Annotated in this window: 13 protein-coding genes; all 13 read right to left on the minus strand. The window is 72.5% G+C overall.

The window, feature by feature from the left end; translation table 11 throughout:
• Positions 1-450: 450 nt before the first annotated feature.
• Complete coding sequence (locus tag E0D90_RS16805; RefSeq protein ID WP_130799089.1) at positions 451-1,017, minus strand: adenine phosphoribosyltransferase; 567 nt, start codon at positions 1,015-1,017, stop codon at positions 451-453.
• On the minus strand, positions 1,014-2,174 hold the full coding sequence (gene secF / locus E0D90_RS16810) for a protein translocase subunit SecF (RefSeq protein ID WP_130799090.1): 1,161 nt from the start codon (positions 2,172-2,174) through the stop codon (positions 1,014-1,016). Before secF ends, E0D90_RS16805 begins: the two co-directional genes overlap by 4 nt.
• A gap of 1 nt (position 2,175) precedes the next feature.
• Positions 2,176-4,017 carry a protein translocase subunit SecD gene (gene secD, locus E0D90_RS16815; RefSeq protein WP_130799091.1) on the minus strand — a complete coding sequence of 614 codons (1,842 nt, stop codon included), beginning with the start codon at positions 4,015-4,017 and terminating at the stop codon, positions 2,176-2,178.
• A 115-nt stretch (positions 4,018-4,132) separates the two neighbouring features.
• On the minus strand, positions 4,133-4,609 hold the full coding sequence (gene yajC, locus E0D90_RS16820; protein WP_103502323.1) for a preprotein translocase subunit YajC: 477 nt from the start codon (positions 4,607-4,609) through the stop codon (positions 4,133-4,135).
• Between the two features lie 277 nt (positions 4,610-4,886).
• Positions 4,887-5,933: a Holliday junction branch migration DNA helicase RuvB gene (ruvB, locus tag E0D90_RS16825; RefSeq protein WP_103502322.1), complete on the minus strand. Its 1,047-nt coding sequence runs from the start codon at positions 5,931-5,933 to the stop codon at positions 4,887-4,889.
• Positions 5,934-6,126: 193 nt separating this feature from the next.
• Positions 6,127-6,753: a Holliday junction branch migration protein RuvA gene (gene ruvA, locus E0D90_RS16830; RefSeq protein WP_103502321.1), complete on the minus strand. Its 627-nt coding sequence runs from the start codon at positions 6,751-6,753 to the stop codon at positions 6,127-6,129.
• Positions 6,750-7,316: a crossover junction endodeoxyribonuclease RuvC gene (gene ruvC / locus E0D90_RS16835; protein ID WP_130799096.1), complete on the minus strand. Its 567-nt coding sequence runs from the start codon at positions 7,314-7,316 to the stop codon at positions 6,750-6,752. The genes ruvA and ruvC overlap by 4 nt, the downstream gene beginning before the upstream one ends.
• A 197-nt stretch (positions 7,317-7,513) precedes the next feature.
• Positions 7,514-8,266, minus strand: a complete 753-nt coding sequence (locus E0D90_RS16840; RefSeq protein ID WP_103502319.1) for a YebC/PmpR family DNA-binding transcriptional regulator — start codon at positions 8,264-8,266, stop codon at positions 7,514-7,516.
• Between the two features lie 43 nt (positions 8,267-8,309).
• Positions 8,310-8,966: a pyridoxal 5'-phosphate synthase glutaminase subunit PdxT gene (gene pdxT, locus E0D90_RS16845; protein ID WP_130799092.1), complete on the minus strand. Its 657-nt coding sequence runs from the start codon at positions 8,964-8,966 to the stop codon at positions 8,310-8,312.
• Positions 8,967-9,104: 138 nt separating this feature from the next.
• The gene (gene pdxS, locus E0D90_RS16850) at positions 9,105-10,034 is read right to left on the minus strand and encodes a pyridoxal 5'-phosphate synthase lyase subunit PdxS (protein WP_103502317.1); all 930 of its coding nucleotides are present in this window, start codon (positions 10,032-10,034) and stop codon (positions 9,105-9,107) included.
• Between the two features lie 215 nt (positions 10,035-10,249).
• Positions 10,250-10,789, minus strand: coding sequence for a hypothetical protein (locus tag E0D90_RS16855; protein WP_130799093.1), 540 nt, complete (start codon positions 10,787-10,789; stop codon positions 10,250-10,252).
• Positions 10,790-10,803: 14 nt separating this feature from the next.
• On the minus strand, positions 10,804-11,958 hold the full coding sequence (locus E0D90_RS16860) for a glycosyltransferase family 4 protein (RefSeq protein ID WP_130799094.1): 1,155 nt from the start codon (positions 11,956-11,958) through the stop codon (positions 10,804-10,806).
• The gene (locus tag E0D90_RS16865) at positions 11,955-12,854 is read right to left on the minus strand and encodes a phosphatidylinositol mannoside acyltransferase (protein ID WP_130799095.1); all 900 of its coding nucleotides are present in this window, start codon (positions 12,852-12,854) and stop codon (positions 11,955-11,957) included. The genes E0D90_RS16860 and E0D90_RS16865 overlap by 4 nt, the downstream gene beginning before the upstream one ends.
• Positions 12,855-12,930 lie beyond the last annotated feature (76 nt).

A 12,930-nucleotide genomic window follows, 5' to 3' on the forward strand; every position in this document is an offset into this window, starting at 1 on the left:
GCGCGGCGGGTGCCGCCCCGGGGCGGGTGCCGATGGCGGTCGAACCCGCCGCGGGACGGGCTCCTCCCCCGGGCTGGCCGGCGGTCTTCCCGTCCGCGGCATGAGCGGTCCGGGACGGCTCGCCCTGGGGCCGTCCGGCAGGGGTGCGCGGTGTTGGCTCGTCTGGCAAGTGCACTCCCGGGAGACGATCGGACTGCCATGGTAGCGACCACGGACCCGGGACGACCTGTCCGGCGGGGCTGCCACGGCGCCGGTCACGCACTCCGTTCCGCTGCGCCCGGCACTTCGTCGCCCCAGGTGTCCGGGCATGTGCGGGGGGTGTGCCCGGGAGGGGCGGCGCCGAAGGGCGCGCGGCCGGAGGGGTGCCGCGCACATGCGAAGCGGGGGCGTGCGGAGTAACTCCGCACGCCCCCGCTTCGGCGAGCCGTGGCCCACCCTCGCGTCGTCGGCTCAGATCGTTATCAGTGCCTCCAGCGGCACCCCGTCCAGCGTCGCCGTCAGCCGGTCCCGGCCACCGAGGAAGCCGAGCTCCAGCAGCACCGAGACGCCGACCACCTCGGCACCCGTGCGGCGGATCAGCCGCACGGACGCGTCCGCGGTCCCGCCGGTGGCCAGCACGTCGTCGATCACCAGCACCCGGTCCCCCGGGCCCACGGCGTCCACGTGGAGTTCGATCTCGGCGGTGCCGTACTCCAGCTCGTACTCCTCGGTGACGGTCTCACCCGGGAGCTTGCCGGACTTGCGGACCGGGACGAAGCCCACGCCCGCCCGCACCGCGGCCGGAGCCGCGAGGATGAACCCGCGGGCCTCCAGCCCCGCCACCGCCGTCGCGCCGTGCCGCGAGACCGCGGCGGCCAGGGCGTCGGTGAGCAGCGAGAACGCCCGGGGATCCGCCAGCAGCGGGGTGATGTCCTTGAACGTCACCCCCGGCTTGGGATAGTCCGGCACATCACGGATGGTGCCGAGCAGCAGCTCCCGGTCACCGCCGGCCAGCGCCGTCGCGAGCCCGTCGCTCATCGGCGCTTGCCCGACGGACGGCCACGGGTCCGGCTGTTGGACACCGGCTGCCGGCGCTGCACCGTCACCTGCCCGGTGGCGGTCGCGTGGGCGCTCGCCTCGGCGGACTCGTCGTCCTCGTCGTCACCCTCGTGCGCCGGTCCGGCGGAGGGCTGGCCCGCGGCGGGCGAGGGGGTCGCGGTGCCCCGCTCGGCGCGCTTGGCGAGCACCCGGCGCTCATGGCTTCGGACTCCGGCGTCGCGGAGCTTGAAGTCGACCACCACGGGGACCGCGATGAACAGCGACGAGTAGGTACCGGCCAGCAGACCGACCAGCAGCGGCAGTGCGATGTCGCGGAGCATGCCGCCGCCCATCAGCCCGGTGCCGATGAACAGCAGCGCGGCCACCGGCAGCGCGCCGGTGATCGAGGTGTTCATCGAACGGACGATGGTGGCGTTGACCGCCTGGTTGCTGAGCTCGCTGTAGGTGAAGCGGCTCTGCCTCTCCAGGTCGGCCGTCTTCTCCTGGGCCTTGTCGAAGACCACGACGGTGTCGTAGATCGAGTAGCTGAGGACGGTCAGCAGACCGACCACCGTTCCCGGCGTGACCTCGAATCCGGCCAGGGCGTAGACCCCGACGGTGATCACCAGGTCGAAGAGCAGAGCGATCATGGCGGCGAGCGACATCCGCCACTCGAAGGTGATGGCCAGATAGACGCAGACCAGGACCATGAAGATGAGCATGCCCTGGAAGGCCTTCTCGGTCATCTGCTCGCCCCAGCTGGGCCCGACCAGTTCCGCGTCCACCTCCTCCGGCGTCACACCGAGGACCTCCGCGAGTGCCGCGCGGGTGGCGTCGGACTGCTCGGTCTCCAGGTCGGTGACCTGGATGCGCAGGGAGCCCTCGGTCCCGACGGTCTGCACCCGGGCCTCCTGGCCGGTCTCGGCGCGGACGACCTCGCGGGCCTCCTCGGTGGTCATCGAGGTACCGGCGGGCGTGTTGTACACGGCGCCACCCTGGAACTCCACGCCCAGGAACACCCCACGCACCCCGAGGCCGGTCAGCGAGACGATGACCAGCAGAACGGAGATCGCGTACCAGAACTTCCGCTTGCCGACGAAGTCGTAGGCCGTCTCTCCCCGGTACAGCCTGGCGCCGAGCGTGCTCAGTGACGGCATCTCACGCCTCCTTCGGTTCGGCGGGAACGGTGGTGGTGCGACGCGTGGAGCGCCGGATCGGCGGACGTGCCCCGAGCCGTTTCGGATCCAGGCCGGACCACTTGTGGCCCTTGGCGAAGAACGGGCGGCGGGCGGCCAGCGTCACCAGCGGCTTGGTCAGCAGGAAGACGATCACCACGTCGAGCGCGGTGGTCAGACCGAGCACGAAGGCGAAGCCCTGGACCGAACCGACCGAGACGATGAACAGCACGACGGCGGCCAGGAACGACACCACGTCGGAGACGACGATGGTGCGCCGGGCACGGGGCCACGCGCGCTCCACCGCGGTCCGGATCGGGCGGCCCTCACGCACTTCGTCGCGGATGCGCTCGAAGTAGACGATGAAGGAGTCGGCGGTGATACCGATCGCGACGATGGCACCGCAGACCGCCGGCAGGCTCAGCGCGAAACCGATTGCGGGGCCGAGCAACGTCATGATCGCGTAGGTGAGCCCGGCCATCACGACGAGGCTGCCGATCGCCACCAGCGACAGCGCGCGGTAGTAGAACAGCAGGTACCCGAAGACCAGGAGCAGACCGATACCGCCCGCGACCAGTCCGGCCTGCAGCTGGTCACCACCCAGGGTCGGGGAGACGGTGGTGACGTTGCCCACCTCGAAGCTGATCGGCAGGGCGCCGAACTTCAGGATGTTGGCCAGCTCGCGCGAGGACTCCTCGTTGAACGAGCCGGAGATGGTGGCGGAGCCACCGGCCAGCCGCTCACTGACCCGCGGGGCCGAGACGACCTCGCCGTCCAGCGCGATGGCGAACTGGTTGCGCGGCTGCATCTGGGTGCGCAGCTCGTTGGTGATGTCGGCGAACTTGGTCGCGCCCGCGGAGTTGAACTCCATGTTGACGATCCAGCCCTGGCCGGTCTGGCTGTCGTAGAGGGAGTCGGCGCTGCTGACGTCGGTGCCGGGCACGGCGACCGGGCCGAGCTCGTACTTGAAGACGCCCTCGGTGTCGCAGGCGACGATCGGCTCGGAGTCGTCCGCGGCGGCGCCGTTGTTGCTGGCCTCCTGGCGGGACTCGACGGTGGAGCAGTCCAGCTCGGCCAGCTGGGAGCTCAGCCCGCCGGGCTGCGGCTCGCCGCCGTTGTCGCCCACCGGGCTCTCGGACTCCTCGTCCTCCGGAGCGTCGGTGCCGTCGTCGTCCTGGGTGCGGAAGGACGCCTGGTTCGCCTGGTTGACGCCGGCGGGGGCGTTCAGCTCGGGCAGGCTGCGGTCGCTGCGGTCGGCTGCTTCCTCGTCCCCCTCGCGGGAGTCCTCGGTGTCACCGTCCTCGCTCTCGACCGCGCCGTCCTCGGCCGCGCCGTCCTCAGGGGTGGCCTCCTCGTCGGCGGGAGGCTCCTCCCCGGGGGTCTCCTCGCCGGGCACGCCCGCCATCTGCGCGTCCCAGACGGGACGGAAGCCGAGCTGCGCCGTGGTGCCGACCTGCTCACGCGCCTGCTGCTCGTCGGTCCCCTGCGGGATGTTGATGACGATGTTGCGGTCGCCCTGGGTCTGCACCTCGACCTCGGACACACCGAGGCCGTTGACGCGGCGCTCGATGATGTCGACGGCCGTGTTGAGGTTGGTCGCGTTGACCGCGTCCTCGTTCCGGGCGTCCGAGGTCGCGGTGAGCGTGATGCTCGTGCCACCCGCGAGGTCGATGCCCATGCGGGGCGTCTTCTCCCCGGAGAGCAACATGCCGCCGCTGAGCAGCACGGCGAGCAGCAGGATCAGCAGCAGTGCGCGGCCGGGCTTGGCCTGCGCGGACCTGAAGTCCTTTTTCGGGGACCTGAGGCCCTGATTGGGTCCAGCCACCTTCTCGTCTCTCTCTGTCCAACGGCCCGCGCCCGGTGGGGGCGGCACGGTTCAACGGGTGAATGGTCGTCCGCGGCGCTGACGCCGTCCGCGCGGGTCCGGCGTCAGTGTCCGGTCAGGACTTGGACCCGTTCTCGCCGTCGCGGGTGGACCCCTTGGTCGTGGTGTCCTCGGTGGTGGCGTCGTCGTCCTTCTCCAGCTCGACGCGCTCGCCGTCGGCGGTCTCGGTCTTCTCGCCCTCGGACTTCTCGCCCTCGGTCAGCGAGGAGGCGTCGTCCGGAACCACCGGAGCGTCCTCGTCGTCGTACTCGGAGTCGTCGCCGTTGATGATGCGCTCGTACTCCTCGGGCTCGAGCACCGCGCCGATCGCGTTCTTGGCGAACAGCAGCTGGGAGCCGTCCTCGGCCTCCAGCACGACGGCCTCATCGCGGATCTCCACGACCATGCCGTACATGCCGCCGATCGTGCGGACACCGGTGCCCGGTTCCATGGAGTCACGCATCTCCATGGCCTGACGCTGCTTGTTCTTGGCCGACCGGGTCATCAGGAGCATGACGCCGATGAGCAGGATGAACGGAAGAAGAAGTTCCACGGCGGAGGATATTCCTTAACGCGGCCGAGTCTGAATCGACCTGGTATGGGGTGGGGTGCGCCACCCGCGAGGGGTGGCGTCGGCGCAGTCTAAGCGAGGCTTCACCAGCGGAACAACGTCGCGGACGGCATTGGGGTTCCCGGCCCGCCCGATCGTGCCGCGGCCGTGTCCGCGGCGTCTCCGGCCCGCGATGTCGCGCGCCGGGGCGAGCGGCCGGCTGCCCGCGCCGGGCGGTCACCGGCGCGCTCCACCACCGACCGCCCACCACCTGCGGCCTTCAGGCTCCGAAGAGTCCCGGCTGTCCGCCGGACGGGGTGGGCGGGGTCAGCCCCAGGTGGTGCCAGGCCGCCGGGGTGGCCACCCGGCCACGCGGTGTGCGGGCGAGCAGCCCCTCCCGCACCAGGAACGGCTCGGCGACCTCCTCGACCGTCTCGCGCTCCTCCCCCACCGCGACGGCGAGGGTCGACAACCCCACCGGGCCGCCCCCGAAGAGCTTCAGCAGCGCCTCCAGCACCGCCCGGTCCAGCCGGTCCAGGCCCCGGCCGTCCACCTCGTAGACCTCCAGCGCCCGGGCGGCGATCCGCCGGTCCACGCTGCCGTCCGCCTTGACCTGCGCGTAGTCGCGGACCCGCCGCAGCAGCCGGTTCGCGATCCGGGGCGTTCCCCTGGACCGGCCCGCGATCTCGGCCGCGCCCTCGGCGTCCACCTCGACGTCGAGCAGCCCGGCCGAGCGGTGCACCACCAGTTCCAGCTCTCCCGGCGCGTAGAACTCCATGTGCGCGGTGAAACCGAAGCGGTCCCGCAGCGGGGGCGGCAGCAGTCCGGCGCGGGTGGTGGCGCCGACCAGCGTGAACGGCGGAAGCTCCAGCGGGATCGCGGTGGCGCCGGGCCCCTTGCCGACGATGACGTCGACCCGGAAGTCCTCCATCGCCATGTACAGCATCTCCTCGGCCGGACGGGACATCCGGTGGATTTCGTCGAGGAAGAGCACCTCCCCTTCCTGGAGCGAGGAGAGGATCGACGCGAGGTCACCGGCGTGCTGGATCGCCGGCCCGGAGGTGATGCGGATCGGCGCTCCCATCTCGGCCGCGATGATCATCGAGAGGGTGGTCTTGCCGAGCCCCGGCGCACCGGAGAGCAGGACGTGATCGGCGGTGGCGCCGCGCTCCCGGGCCGCGCGCAGCACCAGGTCCAGCTGCTCACGGACCCGCTCCTGCCCGATGAACTCCCCCAGCTGCTTGGGGCGCAGCGCCGCCTCCACGGCGCGGTCCTCACTGTCGGCGTCGTATCCGACCAGGCGCTCGTCGTCCTGTCCGGCGGTCATGCGTGTGCCCCCGCCCGGTCGGCGGCGGACGTACGGCGGGTGGCGGTCATCGGGGACATCCTCGGGTTCGGGGACGGGGCGGCGTCGCGCGTCGACCGCGCGCCGGATGCGTGAACCGGATACATGAAGGGGCCGGGCGGCCGGGGCGTCACGGTGACGCCGCGCGCCTCCGCCGGGAGCCGGCGGGAGGTGGTCAGCGGGCCCGGCTCAGCGACTGGAGCGCGGCCCGCAGCAGGACGCCGGTCTGCGGCTCGCGTCCTTCCGCCTGCTCTGCCTCGGCGCGCGGGGTGACGGCGACGACGGCGTCCTCCGCCTCTCGCGCGGCGTACCCGAGGCCGACCAGCGCGGCGAGCAGCTGCTCCTGCCAGGACGCCGGGCCGCGCGCGACGGCCGGAGCGCGGGTCGCGGCACCCCCGGTGGGCGCCCCGAGCCGGTCCTTCAGCTCCAGCAAAAGCTTCTGCGCGCCCTTCTTCCCGATGCCGGAGACCGCCGTCAGCGCCTTCTCGTCACCGCCGGCGACCGCCGCGCGCAGCGCGTCCGGGGTGTGGGTGGAGAGCATCGCCTGCGCCAGCCGCGGGCCGACCCCGCTGGCCGTCTGGAGCAGTTCGAACGTCTGGCGTTCGTCGTCGTCGGCGAAGCCGTAGAGCGTCAGCGACTCCTCACGGACCACCAGCGACGTGGCCAGCCGGGCCGTCTCACCCAGGCGGAGCGTGGCCAGGGTGGCGGGCCCGCACTGGACGCTGACGCCGAAGCCGCCGATCTCCACGACGGCGGAGTCGGGAGCGAGTGCGGCGACCGTGCCGTGGACGGACGCGATCATGGGCGGGCGCCTTTCGGGAGTCGAGCGGAGGCGGAGCGGTCGGCGGCGGAGCGGTCGGCGGCGGCCTGTTCGAGCCGCAGCCGCTGCTGCGCGGGGCCGCGCCAGATGTGGCAGATGGCGAGGGCGAGGGCGTCGGCCGCGTCCGCGGGCCGGGGCGGCTCGGAGAGTCGCAGCAGCCGGGTGACCATGGCCCCCACCTGCGCCTTCTCCGCCCGGCCGCTGCCGGTGACCGCGGCCTTCACCTCGCTGGGTGTGTGCAGCGCGACGGGCAGACCGCGACGGGCGGCGCAGAGCATGGCGACCGCGCTGGCCTGAGCGGTACCCATGACCGAGCGGACGTTGTGCTGGCTGAACACCCTCTCGACGGCGACTCGTTCGGGCCGGTGGGTGTCCAGCCACTCCTCCAGCCCCTCCTCGATCCGCACCAGTCGCTCCGGGGTGTCCAGCTCCGGCGGTGTGCGCAGGGTGCCGACGGCGACCATGCGCAACGGCCGACCGGCCGTCCCCTCGACCACGCCGACCCCGCACCGGGTGAGCCCGGGATCAACCCCCAGTACCCGCAACGCGCCCTCCTCCGTCCGCCGTCCGAGCAGGCTACCGGCTGCCACCGACAACACCGGCGTCCGGCGGACCGTGTCCCGGAGCCGCCGCCGCACGGGACGACGACGGGGCGGCTCCCGGACGCGTCGTGCGTCGGGGAGCCGCCCCACTGTCGTTCCGCGGCCGCGCGGCGCCGGCGGGCGGGCGCGCTGTCCGCGCGTCAGGCGTCGACCTTCTCCATGACCTCGTCGGAGACGTCGAAGTTGGCGAAGACGTTCTGCACGTCGTCGCTGTCCTCCAGGGCGTCGACGAGCTTGAAGATCTTGCGGGCGCCGTCCTCGTCCAGTTCGACCTGCATGGTCGGGACGAAGTTGGCCTCGGCCGAGTCGTAGTCGATCCCGGCCTCCTGCAGCGCGGTACGCACCGCGACCAGGTCACCGGCCTCGCTCATGACCTCGAAGGACTCACCGATGTCGTTGACCTCCTCGACCCCGGCCTCCAGCACCGCGCCCAGTACGTCGTCCTCGGAGAGGCCGGCCTTGGGGACGATGATGACGCCCTTGCGGTTGAAGAGGTACGAGACCGAACCGGGGTCCGCCATCGAGCCGCCGTTGCGGGTCATGGCGACCCGGACGTCGGAGGCCGCGCGGTTGCGGTTGTCGGTGAGGCACTCGATGAGCACGGCCACGCCGTTGGGGCCGTAGCCCTCGTACATGATCGTCTCGTAGTCGGCGCCGCCGGCCTCCAGGCCGGCGCCACGCTTGACGGCGCTGTCGATGTTCTTGTTCGGCACCGAGCTCTTCTTCGCCTTCTGAATGGCGTCGAAGAGCGTGGGGTTGCCGTCGGGGTCGGCACCGCCGGTGCGGGCCGCGACCTCGATGTTCTTGATCAGCTTGGCGAAGAGCTTGCCGCGCTTGGCATCGATCACGGCCTTCTTGTGCTTGGTGGTTGCCCACTTAGAGTGGCCGGACACAGCCTCGCTCCTTAAAGTCACCAACAGTACCGGGACCGGAATCCTACCGCCCGGGACTGTCGCCCCCGTCATCGCTGTCCGCCACGTCCGCCGCCTCCGCCACCAGTTCGGCGAAGAGACGGTGGACGCGGGTGTCGCCGGTCAGCTCGGGATGGAAGGCGGTGGCGACCAGGTCGCCCTGACGGACAGCGACCGGGTGGCCCTCGTAGCTGGCCAGCACCTCGACGCGCGCACCGACCGACTCCACCCACGGCGCGCGGATGAAGACGCCCTGGACCGGCCCTCCCGGTACCCCGGCCACATCCAGCTCCGCCTCGAACGACTCGTTCTGCCGGCCGAAGGCGTTGCGGCGCACGATCATGTCGATCCCGCCGATGGTCTCCTGTCCGGACCTGGGGTCGAGGATCTTGTCCGCGAGCATGATCATGCCCGCGCAGGAGCCGTAGGCCGGCATGCCGTCCCGGACCCGCGAGCGCAACGGCTCCAGCAGGCCGAAGGCGGCGGCGAGCTTGGACATGGTGGTGGACTCCCCGCCGGGGATCACCAGCCCGTCGACCGCGGCCAGCTCCTCGGGCCGGCGTACGGTGACCGGCCGGGCGCCGACCGCCTGGAGCGCCGCCAGATGTTCGCGCACGTCGCCCTGGAGCGCGAGGACGCCGATGGTCGGCGAGGCGGCTGCGGGAGTGGTCGGGCTGGTCACGGTGAGCCTTTCGGAACGGGTGGGACAGAGAGCCGGGCGGCGGCCCCGGACGGGCACGCGGGACCGCCCCGGGTGCCGGGAGAGGTCCCGGCACCCGAACGCGCCCGGTGACGCGTCGCGGCACTCACGCGCCGGAGGTCACCAGCCGCGCGAGGCGTAGCGCTGGGAGTCGGGAAGGTCGTCGCAGTTGATGCCGACCATGGCCTCGCCGAGGGCCCGGGAGGCGTCCGCGATCACCTTCGGGTCGTCGTAGAAGGTGGTGGCCTTCACGATGGCCGCGGCGCGCTTGGCCGGGTCACCGGACTTGAAGATGCCGGAGCCGACGAAGACACCCTCGGCGCCGAGCTGCCGCATGAGGGCGGCATCGGCCGGGGTGGCCACACCGCCGGCGGAGAACAGCACCACGGGCAGCTTGCCCGCCGCCGCGACCTCGGCGACCAGCTCGTACGGCGCGCGCAGCTCCTTGGCGGCGGCGTACAGCTCGTTGCGGTCGTAGCCGCGCAGCCGGGCGATCTCGCCGCGGATCTGGCGCATGTGCCGGACGGCCTCGACGACGTTGCCGGTGCCGGCCTCGCCTTTGGAGCGGATCATCGCCGCACCCTCGGCGATCCGGCGCAGCGCCTCACCGAGGTTGGTGGCGCCGCAGACGAAGGGGGTGGTGAAGGCGAACTTGTCGCTGTGGTTGACCTCGTCGGCCGGGGTGAGCACCTCGGACTCGTCGATGTAGTCGACGCCGAGCGCCTGGAGGACCTGTGCCTCGACGAAGTGACCGATCCGGGACTTGGCCATCACCGGGATGGAGACGGCCTCGATGATGCCCTCGATCATGTCGGGGTCGGACATCCGGGCCACGCCGCCGTCCTTGCGGATGTCGGCGGGCACCCGCTCCAGCGCCATGACGGCGACCGCTCCGGCGTCCTCGGCGATCTTCGCCTGGTCCGGGGTGACGACGTCCATGATCACGCCGCCCTTGAGCTGCTCGGCCATGCCGCGCTTGACCCGTGCGGTGCCGGTCTCGGGTGCGGTGCCGGAAGTGGCGGCGGACGTGCTGGGGGGCGTGCTCGACACGGATCGACCTCTCGTCGCGGTGGTCATCGGGAGCCGCGGGGGCGGCGGAACGGCGGGTGGTCGCCCGCGATCCCGGGCCGCGTCCTGGTGGTCCCGGTGGGATACAGCTGGTGGAATCGGTTTCTCTCCGATGAAACCGGTCGGGGGCGCCCCGGGAAAGGGCCAATCCCACGCCGGTGGACCGGCAGGGGCAGCCGGCCGCCCCCGCGTCCCGGTCAGCTCTCGGCGCGGGCCGCCAGTGCGGCCGGCGGCTCGTCGTCCATCTCGAAGGCCAGCGGGAACGGCGCGTGACCGGCGAGGCGGAACCACCGCACCTTCCGGTGGCGGTGCAGGGCGCGGGCCGCCCGCACGGCGTCGTTGTGGAAGCGGCGGGCCATGGGTACCCGGCGCACCGCGCCCCCGAGTTCGGCGACCGCGTCCGCACCGCCGGGGAAGTCCCGGACCGCCGCGACCTGACCCGGCTCACCGAAGACGGCGCGCAGCGACTGGCTCAGCTCGCTCTCGGCGACCTCGCGGTGGTCCTCCTCGGCCTGCCGCGCGGAGTGGGCCGCCTGGTAGAGCACCATCGACGCCGCCGGGTCGAAGACCCCCGAGGTGGCGAGTTCCTGGGCGATCGAGGCACGCCGCAGCAGCTGGGCGTCGAGGGCGGCCCGCGCGGCGTCGATGCGGGAGTGCAGCCGGTCGAGGCGGCCGGCGGTCCAGCTCAGGTACACGCCGGTCAGCACCAGGACGACGCAGATCCAGATGAGGGTCATCACGGTGGGACAGGCTACCCGCGCGGGGCGGCGCGCTCGTCGGGGGCGACGGCGGCGGCCCCCTCGGTGACGGTCTCGTAGACGGCGAGGATGTCGGCCCCGACGGTGTCCCAGTCGAACCGGCGGACGTGGGCGGTGGCCCGCTCGCGCAGCGCGGTGCGCCGGGCGGGGTCGCCGAGCAGCCGGACCGCGGCCCGGGCCAGCGCGTCGGCGTCCTCGTTGGCGAACAGCTCACCGGCCGCGCCCTGGTCCAGCACCTGGGCGAAGGCGTCGAGGTCGCTGGCCAGGACGGGGGCACCGGCGGACATGGCCTCGACCAGGATGATGCCGAAGCTCTCGCCACCGGTGTTGGGAGCGACGTAGAGATCGACGGAACGCAGGAAGCGGGCCTTGTCCTCGTCACTGATCATGCCGAGGAACTCGACCCGGTCGCGGAACCGCTCCGGCAGCGAGGCCACCGCCTGCTCGGTGTCGCCGCGCCCGGCCACCAGCAGCCGGGTGTCGGGGAGTTCGGCGAGGATCGACGGCAGGGCGCGCATCAGTACCGGGAGTCCCTTGCGGGGCTCGTCGATACGGCCGACGAAGCCGATGACGCCGCCGCGGCCCTCTCCGCCGGACCACTCGGGCCGTGGTTCGGCGTCGGCGAAGAAGTCGACGTCGACGCCGTTGGGGATGACGACCGCGTCGCCGCCGAGGTGCTCGACCAGGGTCCGGCGGGCGTACTCGCTGACGGCGATGCGGGCACTGATCTTCTCCAGCGCGGCCTGGAGCATCGAGTAGGCGGCGATCATCGCCCGGGAGCGCGGGTTGGAGGTGTGGAAGGTGGCGACGATGGGGCCGCGCGCCGCCCAGCAGGTCAGCAGCGCCAGGGAGGGCGCGGCGGGCTCGTGGACGTGGAGCACGTCGAAGTCGCCGTCCAGGACCCAGCGGCGCACCCGGGCCGCGGAGAGCGGGCCGAAGTTGAGCCGGGCCACCGATCCGTTGTACGGCACGGGCACGGTGCGCCCGGACGAGACCAGGTAGGGCGGCAGCCCCTTCTCGTCGTCGGCAGGGGCCAGGACGGAGACGTCGTGACCGAGGCGGATCAGGTGCTCGGCCAGGTCTCGGACGTGGAACTGCACCCCGCCGGGGATGTCCCAGGCGTAGGGGCAGACGATGCCGATTCTCACGCGGTTCCTCCGCCGGGCAGGTCGCTGAGCCACAGTCGCTGGAGCATGTGCCAGTCCTCGGGGTGGCGGGTGATCCCGGCGGCGAAGGCATCGGCCACGCGCTGGGTCATCACGGCGGTCCGCTCGGCGCGGGTGCCCTCGGCGGGAACGTCGACCGGGCTGTGCACCCGTCCCTTCATGACCTGGGAGTCGTCGAACCACAGCGTGGCGGGCAGCAGCAGCGCGCCGGTCTGCTGGGCGAGCATCGCCGGGCCGGCGGGCATGCGGGCCGTCTCCCCGAAGAAGTCGACCTCGATACCGGAGGAGGAGAGGTCGCGGTCGGCGACGAGCGCGACCAGTCCTCCGGCGCGCAGGCGGCGGGCCAGGGTGCCGAACGCGGAGCCGCCGGTGTGCGGCAGCACCTCCATGCCCAGGCTCTCGCGGTAGGAGACGAAGCGGTCGTAGAGGCTCTCGGGCTTGAGGCGCTCGGCGACCGTGGTGAAGGGGATGTTCAGCTCGGTGGTCAGCCAGGCGCCGGCGAGGTCCCAGTTGGCCATGTGGGGCAGCGCCAGGATGACGCCGCGCCCGGAGGCGACGCCGTCGGTGAGGCGGTCGATCTCCTCGATGGAGACTCCCGCCCGGACCCGGCTCTCCGGCCAGGTCTGCAGCCGGAAGGAGTCCATCCAGTAGCGCAGGTAGGAACGCATCCCGGCGCGGGAGAGCGCGCGCAGCTCCTCGGGGCCGGCCTCGGGTACGACCCGGGCCAGGTTGGCCTCCAGCTGCCGCACGCCCTTGCCCTGCCGCTTCCAGGTCGTGTCGGCGACGCGGCGGCCGAGGGCGACCGCGACCGGCCCGGGCAGCCGCTTGACCGTGGACCAGCCCAGGCCGTAGAGGCCCTCGCTCACGCGTTCCTTCACGCCGCGCCGCCTTCCGGTGCCGGGCGGCCAGGACCGTCCGAGCTGTCCGTGCCGGGGGCGGGGCCCGTGCCGGGGG

The sequence above is a fragment of the Streptomyces otsuchiensis genome (assembly GCF_004305975.1).
Lineage (GTDB): Bacteria > Actinomycetota > Actinomycetes > Streptomycetales > Streptomycetaceae > Streptomyces > Streptomyces otsuchiensis.